The 19,034-nt window shown below is 71.2% G+C and carries 16 protein-coding genes; 12 read left to right on the forward strand and 4 right to left on the reverse strand.

From position 1 onward, the window contains the following. Positions 1–100: 100 nt before the first annotated feature. Positions 101–1,114 carry a LacI family DNA-binding transcriptional regulator gene (locus tag AB2L28_RS15480; RefSeq protein WP_370719878.1) on the forward strand — a complete coding sequence of 338 codons (1,014 nt, stop codon included), beginning with the start codon at positions 101–103 and terminating at the stop codon, positions 1,112–1,114. Here AB2L28_RS15480 and AB2L28_RS15485 read toward each other — a convergent pair. Continuing rightward, positions 1,105–2,832, reverse strand: a complete 1,728-nt coding sequence (locus tag AB2L28_RS15485) for a glycoside hydrolase family 43 protein (RefSeq protein WP_370719879.1) — start codon at positions 2,830–2,832, stop codon at positions 1,105–1,107. The two genes, AB2L28_RS15480 and AB2L28_RS15485, sit on opposite strands and share 10 nt — an antisense overlap. Positions 2,833–3,074: 242 nt before the next feature. Between AB2L28_RS15485 and AB2L28_RS15490 the strand changes: the two genes are divergently transcribed. From AB2L28_RS15490 to AB2L28_RS15515, 6 genes are all read left to right on the forward strand, one after another. Continuing rightward, positions 3,075–4,463, forward strand: a complete 1,389-nt coding sequence (locus AB2L28_RS15490; RefSeq protein ID WP_370719880.1) for an ABC transporter substrate-binding protein — start codon at positions 3,075–3,077, stop codon at positions 4,461–4,463. 84 nt (positions 4,464–4,547) lie between these two features. Beyond that, a complete protein-coding gene (locus tag AB2L28_RS15495) occupies positions 4,548–5,501 on the forward strand; it encodes a carbohydrate ABC transporter permease (RefSeq protein WP_370719881.1) in 954 nt (317 codons plus the stop codon). Next, positions 5,498–6,400: a carbohydrate ABC transporter permease gene (locus AB2L28_RS15500; RefSeq protein ID WP_370719882.1), complete on the forward strand. Its 903-nt coding sequence runs from the start codon at positions 5,498–5,500 to the stop codon at positions 6,398–6,400. The genes AB2L28_RS15495 and AB2L28_RS15500 overlap by 4 nt, the downstream gene beginning before the upstream one ends. Positions 6,401–6,407: 7 nt before the next feature. Further along, positions 6,408–8,720, forward strand: a complete 2,313-nt coding sequence (yicI, locus tag AB2L28_RS15505) for an alpha-xylosidase (RefSeq protein ID WP_370719883.1) — start codon at positions 6,408–6,410, stop codon at positions 8,718–8,720. Positions 8,721–9,252: 532 nt separating this feature from the next. Continuing rightward, on the forward strand, positions 9,253–9,927 hold the full coding sequence (locus tag AB2L28_RS15510; RefSeq protein ID WP_370719884.1) for a hypothetical protein: 675 nt from the start codon (positions 9,253–9,255) through the stop codon (positions 9,925–9,927). A 156-nt stretch (positions 9,928–10,083) separates the two neighbouring features. Beyond that, on the forward strand, positions 10,084–10,755 hold the full coding sequence (locus tag AB2L28_RS15515; RefSeq protein WP_370719885.1) for a hypothetical protein: 672 nt from the start codon (positions 10,084–10,086) through the stop codon (positions 10,753–10,755). Positions 10,756–10,893: 138 nt separating this feature from the next. Here AB2L28_RS15515 and AB2L28_RS15520 read toward each other — a convergent pair whose 3' ends face one another. After that, positions 10,894–12,150 (reverse strand): MFS transporter, encoded by a 1,257-nt coding sequence (locus AB2L28_RS15520; protein ID WP_370719886.1) that lies wholly within the window; start codon positions 12,148–12,150, stop codon positions 10,894–10,896. Between the two features lie 750 nt (positions 12,151–12,900). Between AB2L28_RS15520 and AB2L28_RS15525 the strand changes: the two genes are divergently transcribed. The 3 genes from AB2L28_RS15525 to AB2L28_RS15535 all read left to right on the forward strand — a co-directional run bounded on the left by AB2L28_RS15525 (position 12,901) and on the right by AB2L28_RS15535 (position 14,921). Then, positions 12,901–13,371, forward strand: a complete 471-nt coding sequence (locus AB2L28_RS15525; RefSeq protein ID WP_370719887.1) for a phosphotransferase family protein — start codon at positions 12,901–12,903, stop codon at positions 13,369–13,371. A 200-nt stretch (positions 13,372–13,571) separates the two neighbouring features. Beyond that, positions 13,572–14,459: an alpha/beta fold hydrolase gene (locus tag AB2L28_RS15530; RefSeq protein ID WP_370719888.1), complete on the forward strand. Its 888-nt coding sequence runs from the start codon at positions 13,572–13,574 to the stop codon at positions 14,457–14,459. Positions 14,460–14,579: 120 nt separating this feature from the next. After that, on the forward strand, positions 14,580–14,921 hold the full coding sequence (locus AB2L28_RS15535; RefSeq protein ID WP_370719889.1) for a hypothetical protein: 342 nt from the start codon (positions 14,580–14,582) through the stop codon (positions 14,919–14,921). Between the two features lie 56 nt (positions 14,922–14,977). Here AB2L28_RS15535 and AB2L28_RS15540 read toward each other — a convergent pair whose 3' ends face one another. Next, positions 14,978–15,307: a hypothetical protein gene (locus tag AB2L28_RS15540; RefSeq protein ID WP_370719890.1), complete on the reverse strand. Its 330-nt coding sequence runs from the start codon at positions 15,305–15,307 to the stop codon at positions 14,978–14,980. A gap of 329 nt (positions 15,308–15,636) precedes the next feature. Here AB2L28_RS15540 and AB2L28_RS15545 point away from each other — a divergent pair, with 329 nt between their 5' ends. Continuing rightward, complete coding sequence (locus AB2L28_RS15545; RefSeq protein WP_370719891.1) at positions 15,637–16,032, forward strand: hypothetical protein; 396 nt, start codon at positions 15,637–15,639, stop codon at positions 16,030–16,032. Positions 16,033–16,139: 107 nt separating this feature from the next. Continuing rightward, complete coding sequence (gene dxs, locus AB2L28_RS15550; RefSeq protein ID WP_370719892.1) at positions 16,140–18,095, forward strand: 1-deoxy-D-xylulose-5-phosphate synthase; 1,956 nt, start codon at positions 16,140–16,142, stop codon at positions 18,093–18,095. Here the strand turns inward: dxs and AB2L28_RS15555 are convergent. Further along, positions 18,005–19,021: a cell wall-binding repeat-containing protein gene (locus AB2L28_RS15555; protein ID WP_370719893.1), complete on the reverse strand. Its 1,017-nt coding sequence runs from the start codon at positions 19,019–19,021 to the stop codon at positions 18,005–18,007. The two genes, dxs and AB2L28_RS15555, sit on opposite strands and share 91 nt — an antisense overlap. Between the last annotated feature and the right edge of the window lie 13 nt (positions 19,022–19,034).

The following is a 19,034-nucleotide window of genomic DNA, read 5'->3' on the forward strand; positions in this document are numbered from 1 at the left end:
CATCGGCGTCAGGTCACGGCCTGGCGTCGCGTTCTGGCACGATCCAGATCTGACACGCTGCCCGCGGATGCGTGAGGGGCCGCAGAACGGAGGAGTGGAGATGGCGAGGGCGCCGGGACTGGTCGACGTCGCACAGCTGGCGGGTGTGTCGCACATGACCGTCTCCCGCGTCCTCAACGGCCACCCCATGGTCAAGGAGGAGACCCGGCAGCGCGTCATGGCCGCGGTGCAGCAGCTGGGCTACCGCCGCAACAGCATCGCCCGCGCGCTGCACGGCGACGTCTCCGGCACCCTCGGAGTGGTCTTGGCCGGGGAAGAGCTCTTCGAGCTGTCGAAGGTCCTGCTGGGCATCGAGACCGCTGCCAAGGACGCCGGCTACTGGGTGAACCTCGCCGCCTGGCACGGAGGCTCCGCTGCCGACCTCACCGAGACCGTCAACCGCCTCCTCGACCAGTCCGTGGACGGGATCGCCTTCGTCGCCGACCGGCCGATGGCGGCGGAGGCTTTGGGCAGCGTCGACAGCCGGGTCCCCGTGGCCGTGGTCATGTCCGGGGCGGTGGCCAACGACAAGCTGGCTTCGGTCGAGATCGATCAGGTGGCCGGGGCCCGGACGTTGACGCGCCACCTCCTGGACCTGGGGCACCGTCGGATCGCCCACCTCAGCGGTCCCTCGCGGGTCTACGACGCACAGGCTCGGGTCGTCGGTTTCCGTGCGGAGATGGCCGCCGCGGGCATCACCGACCCCGTGGTGCGCGAAGGGGACTTCACCCCCGCCGGCGGTTACGAGCTGACCCGCCAGGTGCTGCGCACCACCCCACGGCCCACGGCCATCTTCGCCGGCAACGACATGATGGCGGTCGGTTCCCTCAAGGCGCTCGTGGAGGCGGGGGTGGCGGTGCCGGAGGAGGTGTCGCTGGTGGGGTTCGACGACTCCCCGGGGATGAGCCACCTCGTGCCGGCGTTGACGACGGTGCGGCAGAACTTCACCCTGCTCGGGACCACGGTCATCCAGATGCTGCTGGACATGCTGGTCGGGGCTGAACCGACGCACCAGTTGATCCCGGCGCAGGTGGTGGCCAGGGACAGCACCCGCCGCGCGGCCGGTCAACGCTGAGTCGACACGACGGGCACGGCAGGAACGGCAGGAACGATCTCGGTCCGCATCGCGCCGGTCGCGCGGTACCGGAACCGGTCGACGACGAACGCTGCACCCTCGCACCCGCTGGCGTACGGGCCGAGGTGCACGCCGAGGAAGTCGCCGGCGACCTCATTGCTCAGCGCGCGGCGGGGTACGACCCCCAGTGGTCGCCACACCTCGTGCCGGCCCCCACGGCCCTGCGTGTGGTCCTCTGGCGCGGCGAGCGTCCAGGAGAACCGGTAAGCCTCCTCGTCCCCGTCCACGCGAATCACGACGTGGTCACCGTCGACGTCGACCATCTGGTGAACGGCGACCCCGCTGCCGGGACCCCCGTCGAGGTCCTCGCCCACACCTTCGACGAGATCACCGCCCGGGCTGCTGTCGATGTCGTCGCCGGTGTCGATCTGAAACCGCACGGTCCCGTCGTCTCCGGTCTCCACCACGGCCGCCGCCCACACGCGAGGTGTGACGAACAGCGCCAGCCCGGCGCGCGTCATCGTGGGGAGGTTCGCAGCGCGGCAACGGATCTCGGCCTGGAAGTGCAGGTCACGTTGCGGCCAGCCGAGGAATCCCGGCGTTCCCGTCGCAGCCGACAGGGTGGCCGGCACGACCGGCAGCGCTGCAGCGCCCCCTGGCTCTGGTCGTACGTCCAGGGGACCGCGTAGCGAGAAGACCTCGCGCCCAGACAGGGCGATGGAACTCCAGGCGCCGTCGACGGAGGTGGCGCCGCTCGTCGGTGAGGCCGCAGCCGCTGTCACCGCCGCTGCTGCCGCTGTGTCGGGTGCCACACCGGTGACCATGCCCGTCCCCGGAGCGAACACCGGCCCGTCCGGGCTCCAGTCGACGGGGACGAGGAAGATCTCCCGGCCCAGGGTGTGGACGCCGCGCACGGGCCGCACGCCCAGGACCACGGCCCAGGTGCGGCCTTCCTCGTCGTCGACGAGGTCGGCGTGCCCCACGTTCTGCACGGGGTGATCGGGGGAGAGGTGGCGGTGGGTCAGCAGAGGACTGCGCGGGTCGGTGCGCCAGGGACCCGTGACTACCTCCGCCCGGGCGGCGGTCACGCTGTGACGGCGTTCGGTGCCGCCCTCCGCGGCGAGCAGGTGGTAGACGCCGTCTCGCTTGGTCAGGTGCGGCGCCTCCGCCCAGGCCCCGGCCATGGCCCCGTGCCAGATGACCGTCTCCGGTCCCACCAGTGACAGCGACTGCAGGTCCAGGCGGCGCACGTAGATCTCCGCCGGCCCCGTCGCGGTCTGCACGGTGGCGTCGCGTGCGGCTGCGAACCAGCAGGTGCCGTCGTCGTCGATGAACAGCGACGGATCGATCCCGTCGGCTTCCAGCTGCACCGGCGCCGACCACGGACCACGCGGATCGGTCGCGGTGAACAGCACCGTCGCCGCCCCCCGTCGCTGGCGAGCCAAGGCCAGGACGACGTAGAAGACGCCCTCGTGGTGGCGGATGGTGGGAGCCCAGACCCCGTCCGAGCAGTCGGTGTCGGCGAAGTCCGACTCGCCGCAGCGCAGGTGCGCGGGGTCGGTGACGACGTGCCCGATCAGCTCCCAGGTGAGCAGGTCGCGGGAGTGGTGCACGGGGACGGCAGGGAAGTAGGCGAAGGAGGACGTGACGAGGTAGTAGTCCGCCCCGACCCGGCAGATGGAGGGGTCCGGGTGGGAACCGGCCAGCACGGGGTTCACCGGCTGCGGGTCCTGGGCCGTCGACCCGGCGGCGGCATCGGCAGTGGGTCCAGGGGGCGGGGAGTCGAGGGGGACGGCGCGAGAGGTCACAGGTTGCCTTGTCGTAGGGGAGCGAAGGCGACGGCCGGGGAAACCGTCTTCCTTGACTGATGTTCAGGTGAACAGTAGCGTCTTCCTCCGGCACGCGGGAAGCGTGCATCCGGTGGCGTCGTCGCCACAACCGGCACGTCGAGGGAGATGTGATGACCCACCAGCCCCACTCCAGCACCAGCCGCACGACGAGCAGCTCCACGCCGAACAGCCTCACGACGGGCAGGCGCTCGGCGACGTCGCGGCGTACCTTCCTGGCCGGCGCCGCGGCCACCGCCGGCTTGACCGCCACCGCGTGCAGCTCCGGGAACGACTCGGCCGCGGGCGGTTCCGGCCCCGTCACCTTGCAGTTCTGGACCTACTCCCTCAAGGGCGGTGACCCGAACGCCCAGGCCATCGTCGACCGCTACCACGAGCTCAACCCCGACGTCACCGTCAAGCTCTCCGAAGTCGGCGGTACCCCGGAGACCGCCTCGAAGCTGCTGGCCGCCGACCGCGCCGACACCGCTCCCGACGTCGTGCAGATCGAGTACCGCGCCCTGCCCGCCCTCGTCGTCGCCGGGGTCGTCTCCGACCTCACCGAGCAGGTGTCCTCCGCCAAGTCCGGCGCGGAGGACAACATCTGGTCCCTGTGCACCCTCGACGACACCGTCTACGGCGTGCCGCAGGACATCGGCCCGATGATGTTCACCTACCGCAAGGACCTCTTCGACCAGTACGGTGTCGCGGTTCCCGCCACGTGGGCCGAGTACGCTGCTGCCGCCGAGGCCATCCACACCGCCGACCCCAGCGTCTACATCGCCAGCTTCGCCGCCACCCAGTTCGAGTTCTTCGCCGCGCACGCCGCTCAGGCCGGGGCGAAGTGGTGGTCCAACGACGGCGAGTCCTGGACGGTGAACCTCACCGACGACGCCTCACTGGCCACCGCAGACTTCTGGCAGGACCTCGTCCGTCGCGACCTGGTGACCGTCCAGCCGCTGCTGACTCCGGAGTGGAACGCTCAGGTCAACGCCGGGAAGATCCTCAGCTGGGCCGCCGCGGCCTGGGCCCCCAGCGTCCTGTACTCCGTCGCCCCCGACACCGCCGGGAAGTGGGAGTCGGCACCCCTGCCGCAGTGGACACCCGGTGACTCGGCTGTCCCCTTCCTCGGCGGGTCCACCTACCTCGTGCCGGCCAAGTCCAAGCACGCCGAGGCGGCCGCGGAGTTCGCCACCTGGCTGGGGGCCTCCGAGGAGGGCTCGAAGCTGCTGCTCACGCTGGACATCTACCCCGGCGGCAACGGCGGACGCGAAGCCACCCTGCAGTCCGACCCGCCGCGCTTGATGCCGCAGCAGACGAACTTCTACGAGATCGCCGACCAGGTCATCGATGACACCACCATCACCCAGACCTGGGGCCCCAACGTCAACGTCGCCACGTCCACCTTCGGCGACGCCCTCAACGAGGCCGCCCTGGGCGGAGGATCGTTCCGCGACGTCTACTCCCGCACTCAGGAGACGATCATCGCCGACCTGGAGAAGTCCGGCTTCACCGTCGCCTGAACGGCTCGTCTCCAGCGTTTCCCCCTCCTCGTTCCCGCACCCCTCCCGTACCGGCCGCGTCCAGCGCTCGAGAGAAGTTGACCCATGACCCTCCTGCAGCAACCGACCCCCGCAGCAGCGTCGCGGCGCCGGCGCCGACCACCGCTCCCGCGTGCGGTGGCGCCGTGGGCGTTCGTCGCGCCGGCCGCGGTCTTCTTCACGCTGTTCCTGCTGCTGCCCATCGCCTACGCGTTGTGGCTGAGCTTTCGCGGCTACCGCGTCAGCGGCGGCGGCGCCTTCGGACGTCGGGTGGAGGGGTTCGTCGGGCTGGAGAACTACACCAGCGCCCTGACCGATCCGGAGTTCCTCGCCGGCCTGGGCCGGGTCCTGGTCTACGGCTGCATCTCGATCCCGCTGGTCCTGGGCTTCGCTCTGCTGTTCGCCCTGCTGCTGGACACTCCCGCGGTACGGGCCCGCAGCTTCTCCCGCACCGCGATCTTCATGCCCTACGCGGTGCCCGGGGTCATCGCGACCCTGCTGTGGGGATTCATGTACCTGCCCAGCACCAGTCCCGTCAACTACATCGCCACCTGGCTCGGTGCCGGCCCGCTGGACTTCTTGTCCACCCCCTTCCTCTACTTCTCCATGGCCAACATCGCCCTGTGGTCCGGTGTCGGCTTCAACATGATCGTGATCTACACGTCCTTGCGATCCATCCCCACCGAGATCTACGAAGCCGCCCGCATCGACGGCGCCACCGAACGTCAGATCGCCCTGCGCATCAAGGTGCCCCTGGTCGCCCCGGCCCTGGTGCTGACCGGGCTGTTCTCGGTCATCGGCACCTTCCAGCTCTACAGTGAACCGGCCACCCTGCGTCCCTTCACCTCGACCATCTCCTCGACGTGGGTGCCGCTGATGAAGATCTACCAAGAGGCCTTCGACAACGACAACCTCGGCGGAGCGGCCGCGGCCTCGGTGGTTCTGGCTGTGGGCACGTTGCTGCTGTCCAGCGTCGTCCTCCGCTTCTTCCAGCGCACCACCTTCGGAGGCGACCGATGAGTACCCAGACCCTCCCGCCGCGCGCCGGAGCGAACCGCCCGCCGCGCCCCGCCCGACCCCGTGCCGGGCGCCGCACGGGTGGCGGTCCTGCCACCGTGGTGCTGCTGCTGGGCGCGGTGTACTGCCTGATCCCCGTCGCCTGGGTCGTCGTCGCCTCCTCCAAGGCGCCTCGGGAACTGTTCACCACCTTCTCCTTCGCGCCGGGAACCTCGCTGCTGGACAACCTCGCCGCGCTGAGCGGCTACGCCGGGGGTCGGTTCTGGCAGTGGGCGGCCAACAGCCTCCTGTACGCCGGCCTCGGCGCGCTCTTGTCCACCCTCGTCTCGGCCATGGCCGGCTACGGGCTGGCCAAGTTCCGCTTCCGCGGCCGCGAGGCGCTCTTCGCCGTGGTCCTGGCCGGTGTCCTCGTACCCGGCATCGTCGTCGCCGTTCCGCAGTACCTGCTGATGGCCGCCCTCGGCTTGGCCGGTACTTACTGGTCGGTCCTGCTGCCGGTCATCATCAACCCTTTCGGCATCTTCCTCGCCCGCGTCTTCTGCGCCGCCTCCATCCCCGATGAGACCCTCGAAGCCGCCCGCATCGACGGGGCGGGGGAGACACGGATCTTCACCTCCATCGCGTTGCCGATGATGGTGCAGGGCTTGGTGACCGTCTTCCTGCTGCAATTCGTCGGCATCTGGAACAACTTCCTGCTGCCCTTCATCATGCTCTCGGACCAGGACAAGTACCCCATGACCCTGGGTCTGTACTCCTTCTTGTCCAAGGGGGCCGGCGACACCGACCTCTATCCCCTCATCGTCACCGGTTCGGCGGTGTCGGTCATCCCGCTCATCGCCCTCATCCTGGTGCTGCAGCGGTACTGGCGCACCGATCTGCTCGCCGGCGGACTGAAAGGCTGATCCTGCTGTGAAGTTCACCGACGGCTACTGGATGACCCGCACCGGGCTCGACGTCCAGCACGCCGAACAGGCCTACGACCTGAGCGTCCAGACCGGTCCGGACGGTGAGCAGCTGGTGGTGCACGCACCCACCAGGGTCATCGCCTCCCGCGGTGACACCTTGAACCGGACCCTGCTGACCGTGGTCTTCGACAGCCCCGCCGAGGGCGTCATCCGCACCCGCATCAGCCACCACGACGGCGCGGTGCCCACCCGTCCGGTCTTCGCGCTGCGCTCCGACGACGTCACCGGCGGCGGGGCGCAGGTGACCGTGGACGACGACGGTGGCGTGCTGCGCACCGGCGACCTGCAGGTGCGCGTCGCCCGCGGCGCGCCCTGGTCGGTGCAGTTCAGCGACTCCCGCGGGTCGCTGACCACCAGCCTGCCCAAGAGCGTGGGACTGGTCGTCGACGCCGACGGCCGCACGTTCGTGCACGAGCAGTTGAGCCTGTCGGTGGGGGAGACCGTCCACGGGCTGGGCGAGCGTTTCGGCCCGGTGGTCAAGAACGGGCAGGTCATCGACGTCTGGAACGCCGACGGCGGGACGTCGAGCGAGCAGGCCTACAAGAACGTCCCCTTCTACCTCTCCAGCCGTGGTTACGGCGTCTTCGTCGACGAACCGGGCCCGGTGTCCTTCGAGGTGGCTTCCGAGGTCGTCTCCCGCACCCAGTTCAGCATCGAAGGCCAGTCCCTGACCTACCACGTCATCGCCGGACCAACCCCGCTGGAGGTGCTGCGCCGCTACACCGGCCTGACCGGGCGACCTCCACGCATCCCCGACTGGTCCTTCGGGCTGTGGTTGTCGACGTCGTTCACCACCGACTACGACGAGGCCACCGTCATGTCGTTCATCGACGGCATGGCCGAACGCGACCTGCCGCTGAGCGTCTTCCACTTCGACTGCTTCTGGATGCGCGAGTTCAACTGGACCGACTTCGAGTGGGACCCGCGCACCTTCCCCGACCCTCAGGGCATGCTGGCCCGCCTGCACCGGCGCGGACTGAAGGTGTGCGTGTGGATCAACCCCTACATCGCTCAGCGCTCACCCCTGTTCGCCGAGGCCGCCGCACAGGGGTTCTTGCTCAGGCGCACCGACGGCAGCGTGTGGCAGACCGACATGTGGCAGGCCGGGATGGGCATCGTCGACTTCACCCATCCCGGTGCCCGCGACTGGTTCGCCGGCCACCTGCGCCGACTGCAGGACATGGGTGTCGACTCCTTCAAGACCGACTTCGGCGAGCGCATCCCCGCCGAAGGCGTGATCTGGTTCGACGGCTCGGACCCGCAGCGCATGCACAACCACTACGCCCAGCAGTACAACGACTGCGTCTTCACCGCCCTGCGCGAACAGCGCGGCGAGGGCGAGGCGGTCGTCTTCGCCCGCAGCGCCACCGCCGGCGGGCAGCAGTTCCCCGTGCACTGGGGCGGGGACTGCTACTCCACCTTCGAGGCCATGGCCGAGACCTTGCGCGGTGGCCTGTCCCTGGCCGCCAGCGGCTTCGCGTTCTGGAGCCACGACATCGGCGGCTTCGAAGGCGACCCTGACCCGGCCGTGTTCAAGCGGTGGCTGGCCTTCGGCCTGCTGTCCTCCCACAGCCGGCTGCACGGCTCCAGCTCCTACCGCGTCCCGTGGGCCTTCGACGAGGAAGCCGTCGACACCGCCCGCCGCTTCACCCAGCTGAAGATGCAGCTCATGCCCTACCTCGCCCAGCTGGCCCGCCAGGCACACACCAATGGCGCGCCGGTGCTGCGGCCGATGTTCCTGGAGTTCCCCGACGACCGCGCCACCGCCCACCTGGACACCCAGTACATGTTGGGGCCCTCGCTGTTGGTCGCGCCGGTCTTCTCCGCCGACGGGGTCGTCGAGTACTACCTGCCGCCAGGGACCTGGCACCACCTGCTGACGGGGGAACCGGTCGAAGGCGGTGGGTGGCGCCGGGAGCACCACGCCTTCGACTCCCTGCCGCTGCTGGTGCGCCCCGGGACCGTCCTACCGGTCGGAGCGCGCAGCGACCGTCCCGACTACGACTACCCCGACGGAGTCACCCTGCGCTGCTACGGCCTGACCGACGGCGCCAGCACCACCGTCGAGGTCCCCCGCGCCGGCGACGCGCCCACCGTCACGGTCACGGTCACCCGAGCCGGCTCCGTCGTCCGGGCTGCACTCCAGGGCCGACCCTCGATCGGGGAGTGGGCTCTGGAGGTGGTGGGTGAGTCACCGGCCGTCGCGCGTGGCCCGGTGGGGACATCCGTGCTGGAGGTCGACCTGCACCAGCGGTGAGACTCGCGACCAGGAGCGGGTGAGCTCGTGCCCGCTCCTCGTCGCGGTCCTGCAGAGCCACGACCCGTGGCGTGGCCTCGCGGCCGAGGTCGCTCGAGCGCCGTGCAGCGATCGACGACGGGGTCCTCCTGCGCTGGAGACGTCAGCGAGCCTCGACCGGCTCGTCGTACGACGACACCGCCCGCTGCAGGGAGGTCTGCGCTGCGCGTGGCCGGCTGAGGGCGGTAGAGCGGGGTCGAAGGACCCGAGGAGCGTCAGCACCAAGACCGTCGGGAGCGTCACCGGTGCTCCGGTGCGCACCTGGTACCGATGTCCTCAGACACGACGCGGCGGCGGGGCCCGTGTGATGTATCCGGACATCGGTGACAGTTCTGCATCAGGACATCGGTGACACTCGATGTGTCAAGACATCGGTGGCAGTCGTGGGGCAGAGCAGGGGCCGACGCCCACGACTGCCCGCGCACCGCGGGATGACCGTGCGGTCCTTGGCAAGATCACACGCCAACGGTCCCGCGCGGTGAGGAGTGAGCGAGTGGGTAAGCCGACGCTGGAGTCAGTCCGTCGTGCCTGCACTCGCGTGCTGGAGCCAGTAGGCTATCAGCGAGGCAAGAAGGCAGCGGTGCGCGATCTCGGCGACGGCCTGGTGTCGCTGGTCACCGTGGAGGGCCGCAGCACTGGGTGGGCCCGCGGGGTCAGCATCGGCGTCTCGGTGCACCGCACCGCAGACCGTCTGGAGGCGGCCCGGCGCCTGGGTGAGCCGGTGAGCAGTCCCGGCGAGGACGACCGCTTCTGGCCGTTCGGGTTGTCCAGCGATGTGGGGCGGCTGCTGCCCCGCCCGCACGATCACGCCTGGCTGGTCGAGGACGCTTCGGACGTGGACCGGTTGCAGGAGCAGCTGGGTGCGCTGTGGGGTGAGTCGGTGCAGCCGCACGTGCAGCGGTGGGGGGCCCTGCTGCAGGTGGCCCGTACGTCGGCGTTCTTGCCTGGCAGGGCCCGGGAGATGGATGGGCTGCGGGATCCGGGGCTGATGCGGTTGTCGCGGGAGTACGTGCAGAGGTACTTCCCCGGTGCCGATCCGCAGCTGGTGCGGCCGGTGGAGCAGCGGTGGCTGGAGAGGGCGGAGGTCTGTCCGTGGGCACCGTGCGCGGAGCAGGGTAGGGGGCAGGCTGCGGGCGGCACCTGGCCCGATGATCTAGCTGGCGAGTAGCCGGTCCTGCCGCGACGTCGCCGACCACGCGCACCGCGGGATGACCGTGCGCCCGCGCACCGCGGGATGACCGTGAAGTCCTGCACGGCGAGGTGCAAGCGTGCGGGTCGCTCGCTCTGATGGGGCGAGAGCCGTCCGGGAGGCAGGGAGGTGCTCGTGTCCGAGGAAGCGCAGTCGCCCCTGCCGCGAGAGGTGGTCGACGGGCTGCAGGCGTTGGTCGCCGGGGAGGAGCTCACCGACACGCTGCGTCCGAGCAGCCGCGCTCCGGGGTCCCTGGCCTACTCGTGGGCCCCGGTCACCGAGGTGCGGCTGCGTTTGCTGACCGGCTTCCCGGTCCCGCGGCTGTCGCCGCGAGGAGTCGCGGGGCGACAGGAGGTACTGGCCGTGCCGGGGCGCAACGGCGAGCCGTCCTTCGAGGTGGACGAGCAAGGGAGTCCGTCGACCTCGGCGTTCGCCGTCTTCCACCTGCCCCATGATCTGGACTGGCGCCGCGCGGCGGTCTCCTCCGTGCTGGAGCAGGAGGTCACGTGCCTGTACGTGCAGCTGCCGCCGGATGAGCGGCCATGGCCGCAGTCGGTGGCCCACCGCCGGCACCGCTTCGACGCTGACGGGGGTCTGCGGCCCGTGAGCGGCGATGACTTCACGGTCGTGGACGTGGACGGGTGCAGCGTGGGGGTGCAGATCGACCGCAGCGGGGCGGTCTGCGTGGGCTGGTCGATCGGGCGGTCTTCTGGCGGCACGGCGCGGGTGTGGAACGTGACAATGCTGACCCGAGGGTCGGCGGTGCAGGCGGTGCAGGTGGTGCGGGAGGCCGGCTTGCTGAGGTGAGGGGGAGCGCTTGGACATCGACATGACCGCAAGATCATCGGAAGCCAGGACCGCTCGGATCGCGGGATGACCGTGCGCTGCCGCCAGGCAAGTCAAAGCGGTGGACGACGCATGCATCTCGTGTTCGCTAGGCAAGGCTCATGACGGTGGCGGGCTGGATGCCCGAACGGCCTCGGGTGGTAGGTGCCGACCGAGGGCTGCGACGGTGAACGAGGCAACAGTGGTCGCGGCGGCCAGCGCGAGCCAGGGCAGACGGACGTCGCGGCTGAACAAGGCCGTGAAGGTCACCGGGACGACGATGGTGGCCACGGTGAACCCGTACTGGAACATCGCCAGGTACGTACCGCGGACCGGCTCGGGGGCGGCCTCGGCCGCCAGCGCGTTGGACAGTGGTGCGTGGATGAGTTCCGCCGCCGCGTAGAGCAGGGTGACCCCGGCCAGGTAGACCAGGACCAGATCGGTGGGAACCCCCGTCGCGGCGGCACTCAGCAACGACCACGCCGTCCACAGCCCACCGGCGACCGCCAGGGCGGTGGTGCGGCGCAGACCACGCACCAGGCGGGCCGCGGCCAGCTGTCCCGTGGCCAGCACGACGGTGTTGGCGGCCAGGACCGGCCCGACGATCCACCCGGGAGCGTGCAGGCCGTCGACGACGTAGACCGGCAACGCGGTGGCCAGGAAGACGCTCGCGACGGCGAAGGCGGTGTTCGCCGCGATCAGGGCCAGGTACGGGCGGTCGGTGAGCAGGCGTCGGTAGCCGTCGACGGCACGTCTCGTCGGCTGGTCCCGCCCTGCCGTCGTGTCGCTGCGCCGGACCCGCGGCACGCTCAGCAGCAGGAGGGCCGAGAAGACGTAGATCGCGGTGTTGGCGGCGGCGAGCCCGAGGTACACCGTGGTGGAGGAGGACGCCAGCAGCAGTCCGGCGAGCAGTGCGCCGGCGCCGAGACCACCGGCCTGCACCATGCCGATGACGGCGTAGCGCCGGTCGCGGGTGCGGCCCGCCTCGCGGGGCACCGGCAGGTCGGCGACCAGGGTGAAGAACGAAGACCAGAAGAGCCGCTGTCCGACGGCGACAGCGGCGATGGCCGCGAAGACGGGCACCGGGTCGCGGGCGACGAGGTAGCCGGCGAACCCGACCGCCTGCACGAGCTGGCCGGCGACGACGACCGCGCGGGCGCCGTGGCGGTCCGCCCACCACCCGGCCAGCACGGGAACCGGCAGGGAGAGCACGGCACCCGCGGAGGTCAGGGCGCCGATGGTGGTGAGGGGGACGTCGCTGACCCGGGTGAAGAAGAGCAGGGACACGGGGATGAACAGGCCGGTGCCGACGGTGGCGACACCCACCGCCATGACCAGGGACAGCAACGGGCGGTGGTGGTGGAAGTGGTGCAGCACGGGTGGTCTCCTGCGGGCGCGAGGGATCGATGTGTCATCGACCCACTCGCAGCCGTAGCCGCGAGACCGCTCCACCAGGGGCTCAGCTGGCGATTGCCGGGGCTCTGAGCCGAACCTAGGAGGGTTGGGGAGCGGGCGTCAAGATCGGCGAATGACCTGCGGTGTTCAGGTCAGCCCCCTGGCGGCCCCGCCGCTGACGTCACAGCTCTGGCTGACTGATGTGGCCACGCGGTGGGACTCAAGGGGAAAGCAGGTGAGAGAAGCCCCCACCGTGCCTACGGTCGAGCGCATGGATCTTCACGCCACGCTGACGAGACTCCTGCAGGACACACCCCTTCCCGCCCCCGCCTCCACCGACCGCATCAGCGGCCTGGGCACGGACAACGCACTGCTGCGCGCCACGCTCACCGACGGCCACCAGATCCTCCTGCGCCAGGGCGCCACCTCGCCATCACCGCTGCCACGCGCCCGATTCCTGGCGCACCACGACGTCGGAGATCCCCGGATGTGGGCCGCCGACGACAACGGCGCAAGCCTGGTCGACTACGTCCCCGGACAGACCCTGGTCGCGGTCGCCGAGAGCGGAGCCCTCGACGACGCCACCTGGCGTGAGGTCGGCCGCGCCTACGCCCGCGTCCACGCCGTCCGCTTCCCCGCACCGTTGTGTGGATCCTACGAACCGGACGGGCTGCGCCTGGCGCCGGCCGACCCGGTGCGGACCCTGCAACACGGAGTGGACGAGGCCGCAGCGTGGTCGAGAGGGAACGCCCGGCCCTCGCCCCTCTCCTGGACGTCCTGCGGGTTCGGATCGAGGAACGAGCTGAGGCCCTTCGCCGTGAGGTGCCCTGCCTGTCGCAGAACGACGCCAACTTCCACAACATCATCGTGGGCGACGACGGTGTCACGTTGATCGACTGGGACTTCCCCGCGGTGCGGTACCCGTTGGAGGAGCTGGCCGGTCTGGAGGGGCACGCCTACCTCTACGGCTTCCCCGAGCTGCCGCCAGCGTTCTTCGACGGCTACGGGCTGCCGGTGTCCGCGCCGCTGCTGCGCCTTCACCGCATCGTGGGTGACCTGGGAACGTTGAGCAGTCCCGGTTGGGCACACATGATCTCTGGGTCTGACGACCTGACCCCACCCGTCTTGGCGATGGTCCGCCGCTTCTACAGCGGCTGGTCGGCCTGGTTTGACGACTTACATGAGCACATCCAGGGCACCTGAAGGTCGCATCGACTGACGCGGTCATCGGCACGACCGCGACGTTGCTGCCCGCTCAGGACCGCGCACAACGCGGGATGACCGTGCGCTGCGCGCACCGCGGGATGACCGTGAAGTGGCTCGGCCGGCGGTATGCCTGACCAGACACGAGCAGGCCTTGATGGTTCGGGCCGTGAGGCGCGACCTGCGGCACCATCGGCACCGTGAGCAGCGACTTCTTCGCCGACTTCCAACTGGAGTACGTGCAGGTGGGCGCGGTGCGCCTGCGGGTACGCCACGGCGGCAGCGGGCCCGCGGTGCTGCTGCTGCACGGACACCCCCGCACCCACACCACCTGGTGGCAGGTGGCCCCGCTGCTCGCCCGCGACTTCACCGTCGTGTGCCCGGACTTGCGCGGCTACGGCGCCTCCACCACCGAGCCCACCCGCGACGACCACGCTCAGGCCTCCAAGCGGGCCGTGGCCGGCGACGTGCTGGCCTTGATGCGCGCCTTGGGGCACGAACGCTTCGCGGTGGTCGGTCACGACCGCGGCGCCTACGTCGCCCACCGCCTGGCCATGGACCACCCCCAGGCCGTGAGCCACCTGACGATTCTGGACAGCGTGGCCATCGGCGATGCGCTGGAGCGGGCTGATGCCGGATTCGCGCAGCTGTGGTGGCACTGGTTCTTCCTGGGCCAGACCGTCAAGCCCGCCGAGCCGCTGATCAACGCCGACCCGCTGGGCTGGTACCGCCCTGATGCGGCGGCGATGGGGCAGGGCAACCACGACGACCTCGTCGCCGCCATCAGCGACCCGGCGGTGGTGCACGCGATGTGTGAGGACTACCGCGCCGGTCTCGGGGTGGACCGCGCTGCCGATGACGCGGACCGGGCCGCGGGGCGGCGGCTGCGGTGCCCGTTGTTGGTGCTGTGGGCCAGCGGCGATGACATGGGCACCTTGTACGGGGACCCGGTGCGGGTGTGGCAACCATGGGTCGAGCCCGGCCCGGGGCGCTTGAGCGGGCACGTCATCGACTCCGGGCACCACCTGTCCGAAGACGCCCCCGACGCCTTAGCCACCGCCCTACGAAACGCTCTCACCGCGGGATGACCGTGCGCCCGCGCGCACCGCGGGATGACCGCGATGTCGCCGACAGCTCGAGACCGCGCACCACGCGGGATGACCGTGAAGTTGCCCAAACCTCGCCGCACGAGAGGGCATCCTGACGCAGTGCCCACGCTGACGATCAAGACTGGCCTCACGCGCTGGCGCATGGGCATGACCTCCTGGCGCGGGGGAGGCTTGGACTACTACCTCGATGGTCAGCCAGTCGGGTCCCACAACGTGACCGTCTACCGCCCGATCCGCTTGCCCATCGCTGCCGGGAAGCACCTGATGGAGGTGCGTCAGACGGGGACGCGGGATGGGTACACGGTGACGGCGCGGCTGTCTTTCGTCGTGCCGGACGAAGTCCAGCGGGTGATCGTGCAGGCGCGGCCGGCGCGCCGGTGGTGGGTCTCGTCGACCAACGTCATCGATGACATCAAGATCAGCTTTCGCCCGCGAGCGTGATCGCGCGCACAACGCGGGATGACCGCGACGTCGCCGCAACGCGCCATGAGCGGACGTCACATGTCCCTTGTCCGCCGCCGTTGCCGACGTCGAACGTCGCTGTAGACGTCAACGCCGATCCAACCGACGATGCCGACCAGCGACCAGGTCAGGGCATCAGCCCATGACCACCAGATGCGTAGAACCAGCGCGATCACCACGAAGCCAAGGGCGTCAAGGACACCCGAGATGACCCAGTCGCGGACCGTTCGTGGAGCTTCATTAGCGTCGTCACGCACGAGATCACCATCGCGCATGACGTTGTCCTCTCGACCGACCGGCACTCCGTCGACCGTCCGCAACTCGGCATATGCGTGACGTCGCCGCCCGCTGAAGATCGCGCGCAACGCGGCGATATGCGGGTGATTGTCGGCTCAGCTTGACCTCGCTCATCGGCATGACCGTGACGTCCGTGACCGTGAAGTCGGGGCCGGCCCGGGTGGGCCGCAGCCTGGCTCCAGCGGTGCTGCTCGAGTGGCCGGGTCCGCCCATCGACGCGCGCACCGCGTGTGGGTCGCCGGACGCAGGGGGGGCCGCGCCGCGCGGTGGCCAGCTGAGGCAAGCCCGGCGGGCTCCGAAGACCGAGGAGTGTCACCACCACGAGGGCTGGAAGTGCCACCGATGTCCTGAGACATAACGCGGCGGCGGGGCCCGGTCCTGACCTATCCTCGAACGCGTGTTCGATGAACCGCGCGCGGTGCGTCACGGCCCCCCGGGCTGGCCGCAGGAGGTGCCGCCGCCGGACGCGCAGGACGTCGAGGACTGGCGCGTGGACGCGGTCGCCTGGCTGCTGGACCAGGCGCCGCCGGAGTACCGGACCTACCCCGCGGTGCGGCACCGCCCGGTCCTGCTCGCCTGGCTCGTGCAGCACCACGTCGCCGCGCAGCGCGACGCGGTCCGGCGCGCCACGAGCACGGCCCGCCGGGACCTCGCGCACCGCCTGCCCCCGGAGGCGGCGGCCGGGGTCTTCGACGTCCTGGAGCGCGAGGACCTGCGGCTGCGGCGGGTGGCCCGGGCCGTCGACCTGCTCGACCAGGCGCTGGGGAGGAGGCGCTTCGTGCCCCGTCTGTGAGCCGGTGGTGAACGGTTCCCCCGGTCGGGCGGGTTCGCGACCGCGGCGTCGCAGACGGCTCCTAGACTCGCCGGGTCCGTCCGCCCAGCCACAGGAGGCCACCCCGCATGGGGCTGCTCGAGTCCATCCAGGGTCCGTCCGACCTCAAGGCCCTGGCCCCGGAGCAGCTGCCGCAGCTGGCCGGGGAGGTGCGTGACTTCCTCGTCGCCGCCGTCAGCCGCACGGGCGGCCACCTCGGACCCAACCTGGGGGTCGTCGAGCTGACGATCGGGTTGCACCGCGTCTTCGACTCCCCGCGCGACCGCCTCGTCTTCGACACCGGCCACCAGAGCTACGTCCACAAGCTGCTGACGGGCCGGCAGGACTTCGCCCGGCTGCGGGAGGCCGGCGGGTTGTCCGGCTACCCCTCGCGGGCGGAGAGCGAGCACGACGTCGTGGAGAACTCCCACGCCTCGACGTCGCTGTCGTGGGCCGACGGCCTGGCCAAGGCGTTCGAGCTGCGCGGCGAGCACGACCGCACGGTCGTGGCCGTCATCGGTGACGGCGCCCTCACCGGGGGGATGGCCTGGGAGGCGCTCAACACCATCGCCGCGGCCGACCGGCCGGTCGTGGTCGTCGTCAACGACAACGAGCGTTCCTACGCCCCGACGATCGGTGGCATGGCCTCGCACCTGGCGACGCTGCGCACGACGCGGGAGTACGAACGCCTCCTGGACTGGGGCAGGCAGTCCCTGCGCAGGGGCGGTGCCCCGGGGCGCCTGGCCTACGAGACGCTGCACGGCGTCAAGAAGGGCCTGAAGGACATCGTCGCCCCGCAGGGGTTGTTCGAGGACCTCGGGCTGAAGTACGTCGGGCCCGTCGACGGACACGACACCGAGGCCGTGGAACACGCTCTGCGGCAGGCGAAGTCGTTCCGCGGCCCGGTCATCGTCCACGCCATCACGCAGAAGGGGCGCGGGTACCGGCCGGCCCTGGCCGACGACGCCGACCACTTCCACGCCGTCGGCGTCATCGACCCCGAGACGGGGGAGGCCCAGGCCAGTTCGGGGACCTCGTGGACGAGCGTGTTCAGCCGGGAGGTCACCGAGATCGCCACCACCCGCCGCGACGTGGTCGGCGTGACGGCGGCCATGCGGATCCCCGTCGGCCTGCAGGAGTTCGCCGACGCCTTCCCCGACCGCGTCTTCGACGTCGGCATCGCCGAGCAGCACGCCGCGACCTCGGCGGCGGGGATGGCGGCCGGTGGGTTGCACCCCGTCGTGGCGGTCTACGCGACGTTCCTGAACCGCGCGTTCGACCAGCTGCTCCTCGACGTCGCCCTGCACCGCGCGGGTGTCACGTTCGTCCTGGACCGCGCCGGGGTCACCGGCCCGGACGGCCCCAGCCACCACGGGGTCTGGGACCTGGGGTTGTGCCGGCTGGTGCCCGGGTTGCGGCTGGCCGCCCCGCGCGACGCCGAGACCTTGCGCGAGGAGCTGCGCGAGGCCGTGGCCGTCGAGGACGCGCCCACCGTCGTCCGGTTCGGCAAGGGCAAGGTCCCCGCGGTCATCCCGGCGATCGCCCGCGCCGGCCACGCCGACGTCCTGCAGGGGCGGGCCTGGGCGACGGGGGACGACGTGCTGCTCGTGGCGGTCGGGGCCCTCGTGCCGCGCGCCCTCGACACCGCCCGCCGGCTGCGCGAGCACGGCGTCGGGGTCACCGTCGTCGACCCGCGCTGGGTCGTCCCGGTGGACGACGCGCTCGTCGACCTCGCGGCGGTGCACTCCCACGTCGCGGTGCTCGAGGACGGCTGCGAGGTCGGCGGCGTCGGCTGGGCCCTGGGGGCCGCCCTGCGGACCCGGCGGGACGCCACGCCGGTGCAGGTCTTCGCCCTGCCGCAACGGTTCCTGGACGTCGGTGACCGCGAGAGCCTGCTGGACGAGGCGGGTCTGGCCCCGCGGGACGTGGCCCGTTCGATCGTCGAGGCGCTCGCTCAGCAGGCCCGTTCGAGCGCGTCGTCGGCCACGGCCGAGGAGTCCCCGACGACGAGCACGCCGCGCAACGCCCCGTTCCCCTCGAGGTAGGCGCCCGTCGGGTCCGGCGCGCAGTCCCCGGGGACCAGCAGCAGCGGAGCGGAGTTGACGGCCGCGGCCGGCACGGCGGCCAGGGCGTCGGGGAACGTCCGGCCCGTCGCGACCACCGCGACCGGCGACTGCGCGTGCACAGCCTGCGCCACGGCCGCCGACGTCGCGTACCGGTCCTGGCCGGCCAGCCGGGTCAGCGCGTCGGCGGAGGTGAGGAAGAGGTCCGTGCGGTCGGCGACGGCCGCCGAGACCGACTCGGTGCTGCCGATGACGGTCGCCCTGGACCGGTCGGCCGCGCTCAGCCACGTGGCCACCGCCTCCGGCAACCGGTCCGGGGCGGTGAGCAGCAGCGGCTCGCCCCGCCACCCCGCCAGGGCCGCCCCCGAGACCGCGTCGGGGAACGCGTCCCCCCGGGCGAGCACGAAGGACGCCTGCCGGGTGGGGAAGAACCGCTGCGCCACCGCGACCGCCGTGGCGTACCGGTCGGGGCCGGCCGTGCGGTCCACGCTCGCCGAGGGCAGCAACGCCCGCACGGCGGTGAGCACGGCGTCGGGCACGCGGTCGGTCCCGCCGACGACGTGGACCGAGGCGGGGGACAGGCGCGTCAGCTCGGCGCGGGTGGCCGCCGGCAACCCGCCGGCCGCGGTCAGCAGCAGCGGGCCGTCGAGGTGGGCGGCCGCCGGCCCGGCGGCGAGGGCGTCGGCGAAGGACTCCCCGCTGGCCAGGAACACCGTCGACCCGGGCGAGGGCGCGAACGAGCCCTGCGAGACCAGCGCCGCCGTCGCGTAGCGGTCCACCCCGTCGGCGCGGACCGTGCCGCTGTAGACGAACGGGGTGCTGACCGCGTGGGCGGCCGGGCCGGTGGACAGCGCGGCCACCGCCACGAGCGCTCCGACCGGGCCGGCGAAGTGACGCTTGGTGAACATGGCTTGACTCTAC

Source organism: Kineococcus mangrovi (assembly GCF_041320705.1).
In the GTDB taxonomy this organism is placed as follows: Bacteria; Actinomycetota; Actinomycetes; order Actinomycetales; family Kineococcaceae; genus Kineococcus; species Kineococcus mangrovi.

Bases quoted from the DNA above. Each gene is read 5' to 3' on its own strand.
- AB2L28_RS15480 (WP_370719878.1), top strand. From the start codon at position 101: ATGGCGAGGGCGCCGGGACTGGTCGACGTCGCACAGCTGGCGGGTGTG.
- AB2L28_RS15490 (WP_370719880.1), top strand. From the start codon at position 3,075: ATGACCCACCAGCCCCACTCCAGCACCAGCCGCACGACGAGCAGCTCC.
- AB2L28_RS15495 (WP_370719881.1), top strand. From the start codon at position 4,548: ATGACCCTCCTGCAGCAACCGACCCCCGCAGCAGCGTCGCGGCGCCGG.
- AB2L28_RS15500 (WP_370719882.1), top strand. From the start codon at position 5,498: ATGAGTACCCAGACCCTCCCGCCGCGCGCCGGAGCGAACCGCCCGCCG.
- dxs (WP_370719892.1), top strand. From the start codon at position 16,140: ATGGGGCTGCTCGAGTCCATCCAGGGTCCGTCCGACCTCAAGGCCCTG.
- AB2L28_RS15555 (WP_370719893.1), bottom strand. From the start codon at position 19,021: ATGTTCACCAAGCGTCACTTCGCCGGCCCGGTCGGAGCGCTCGTGGCG.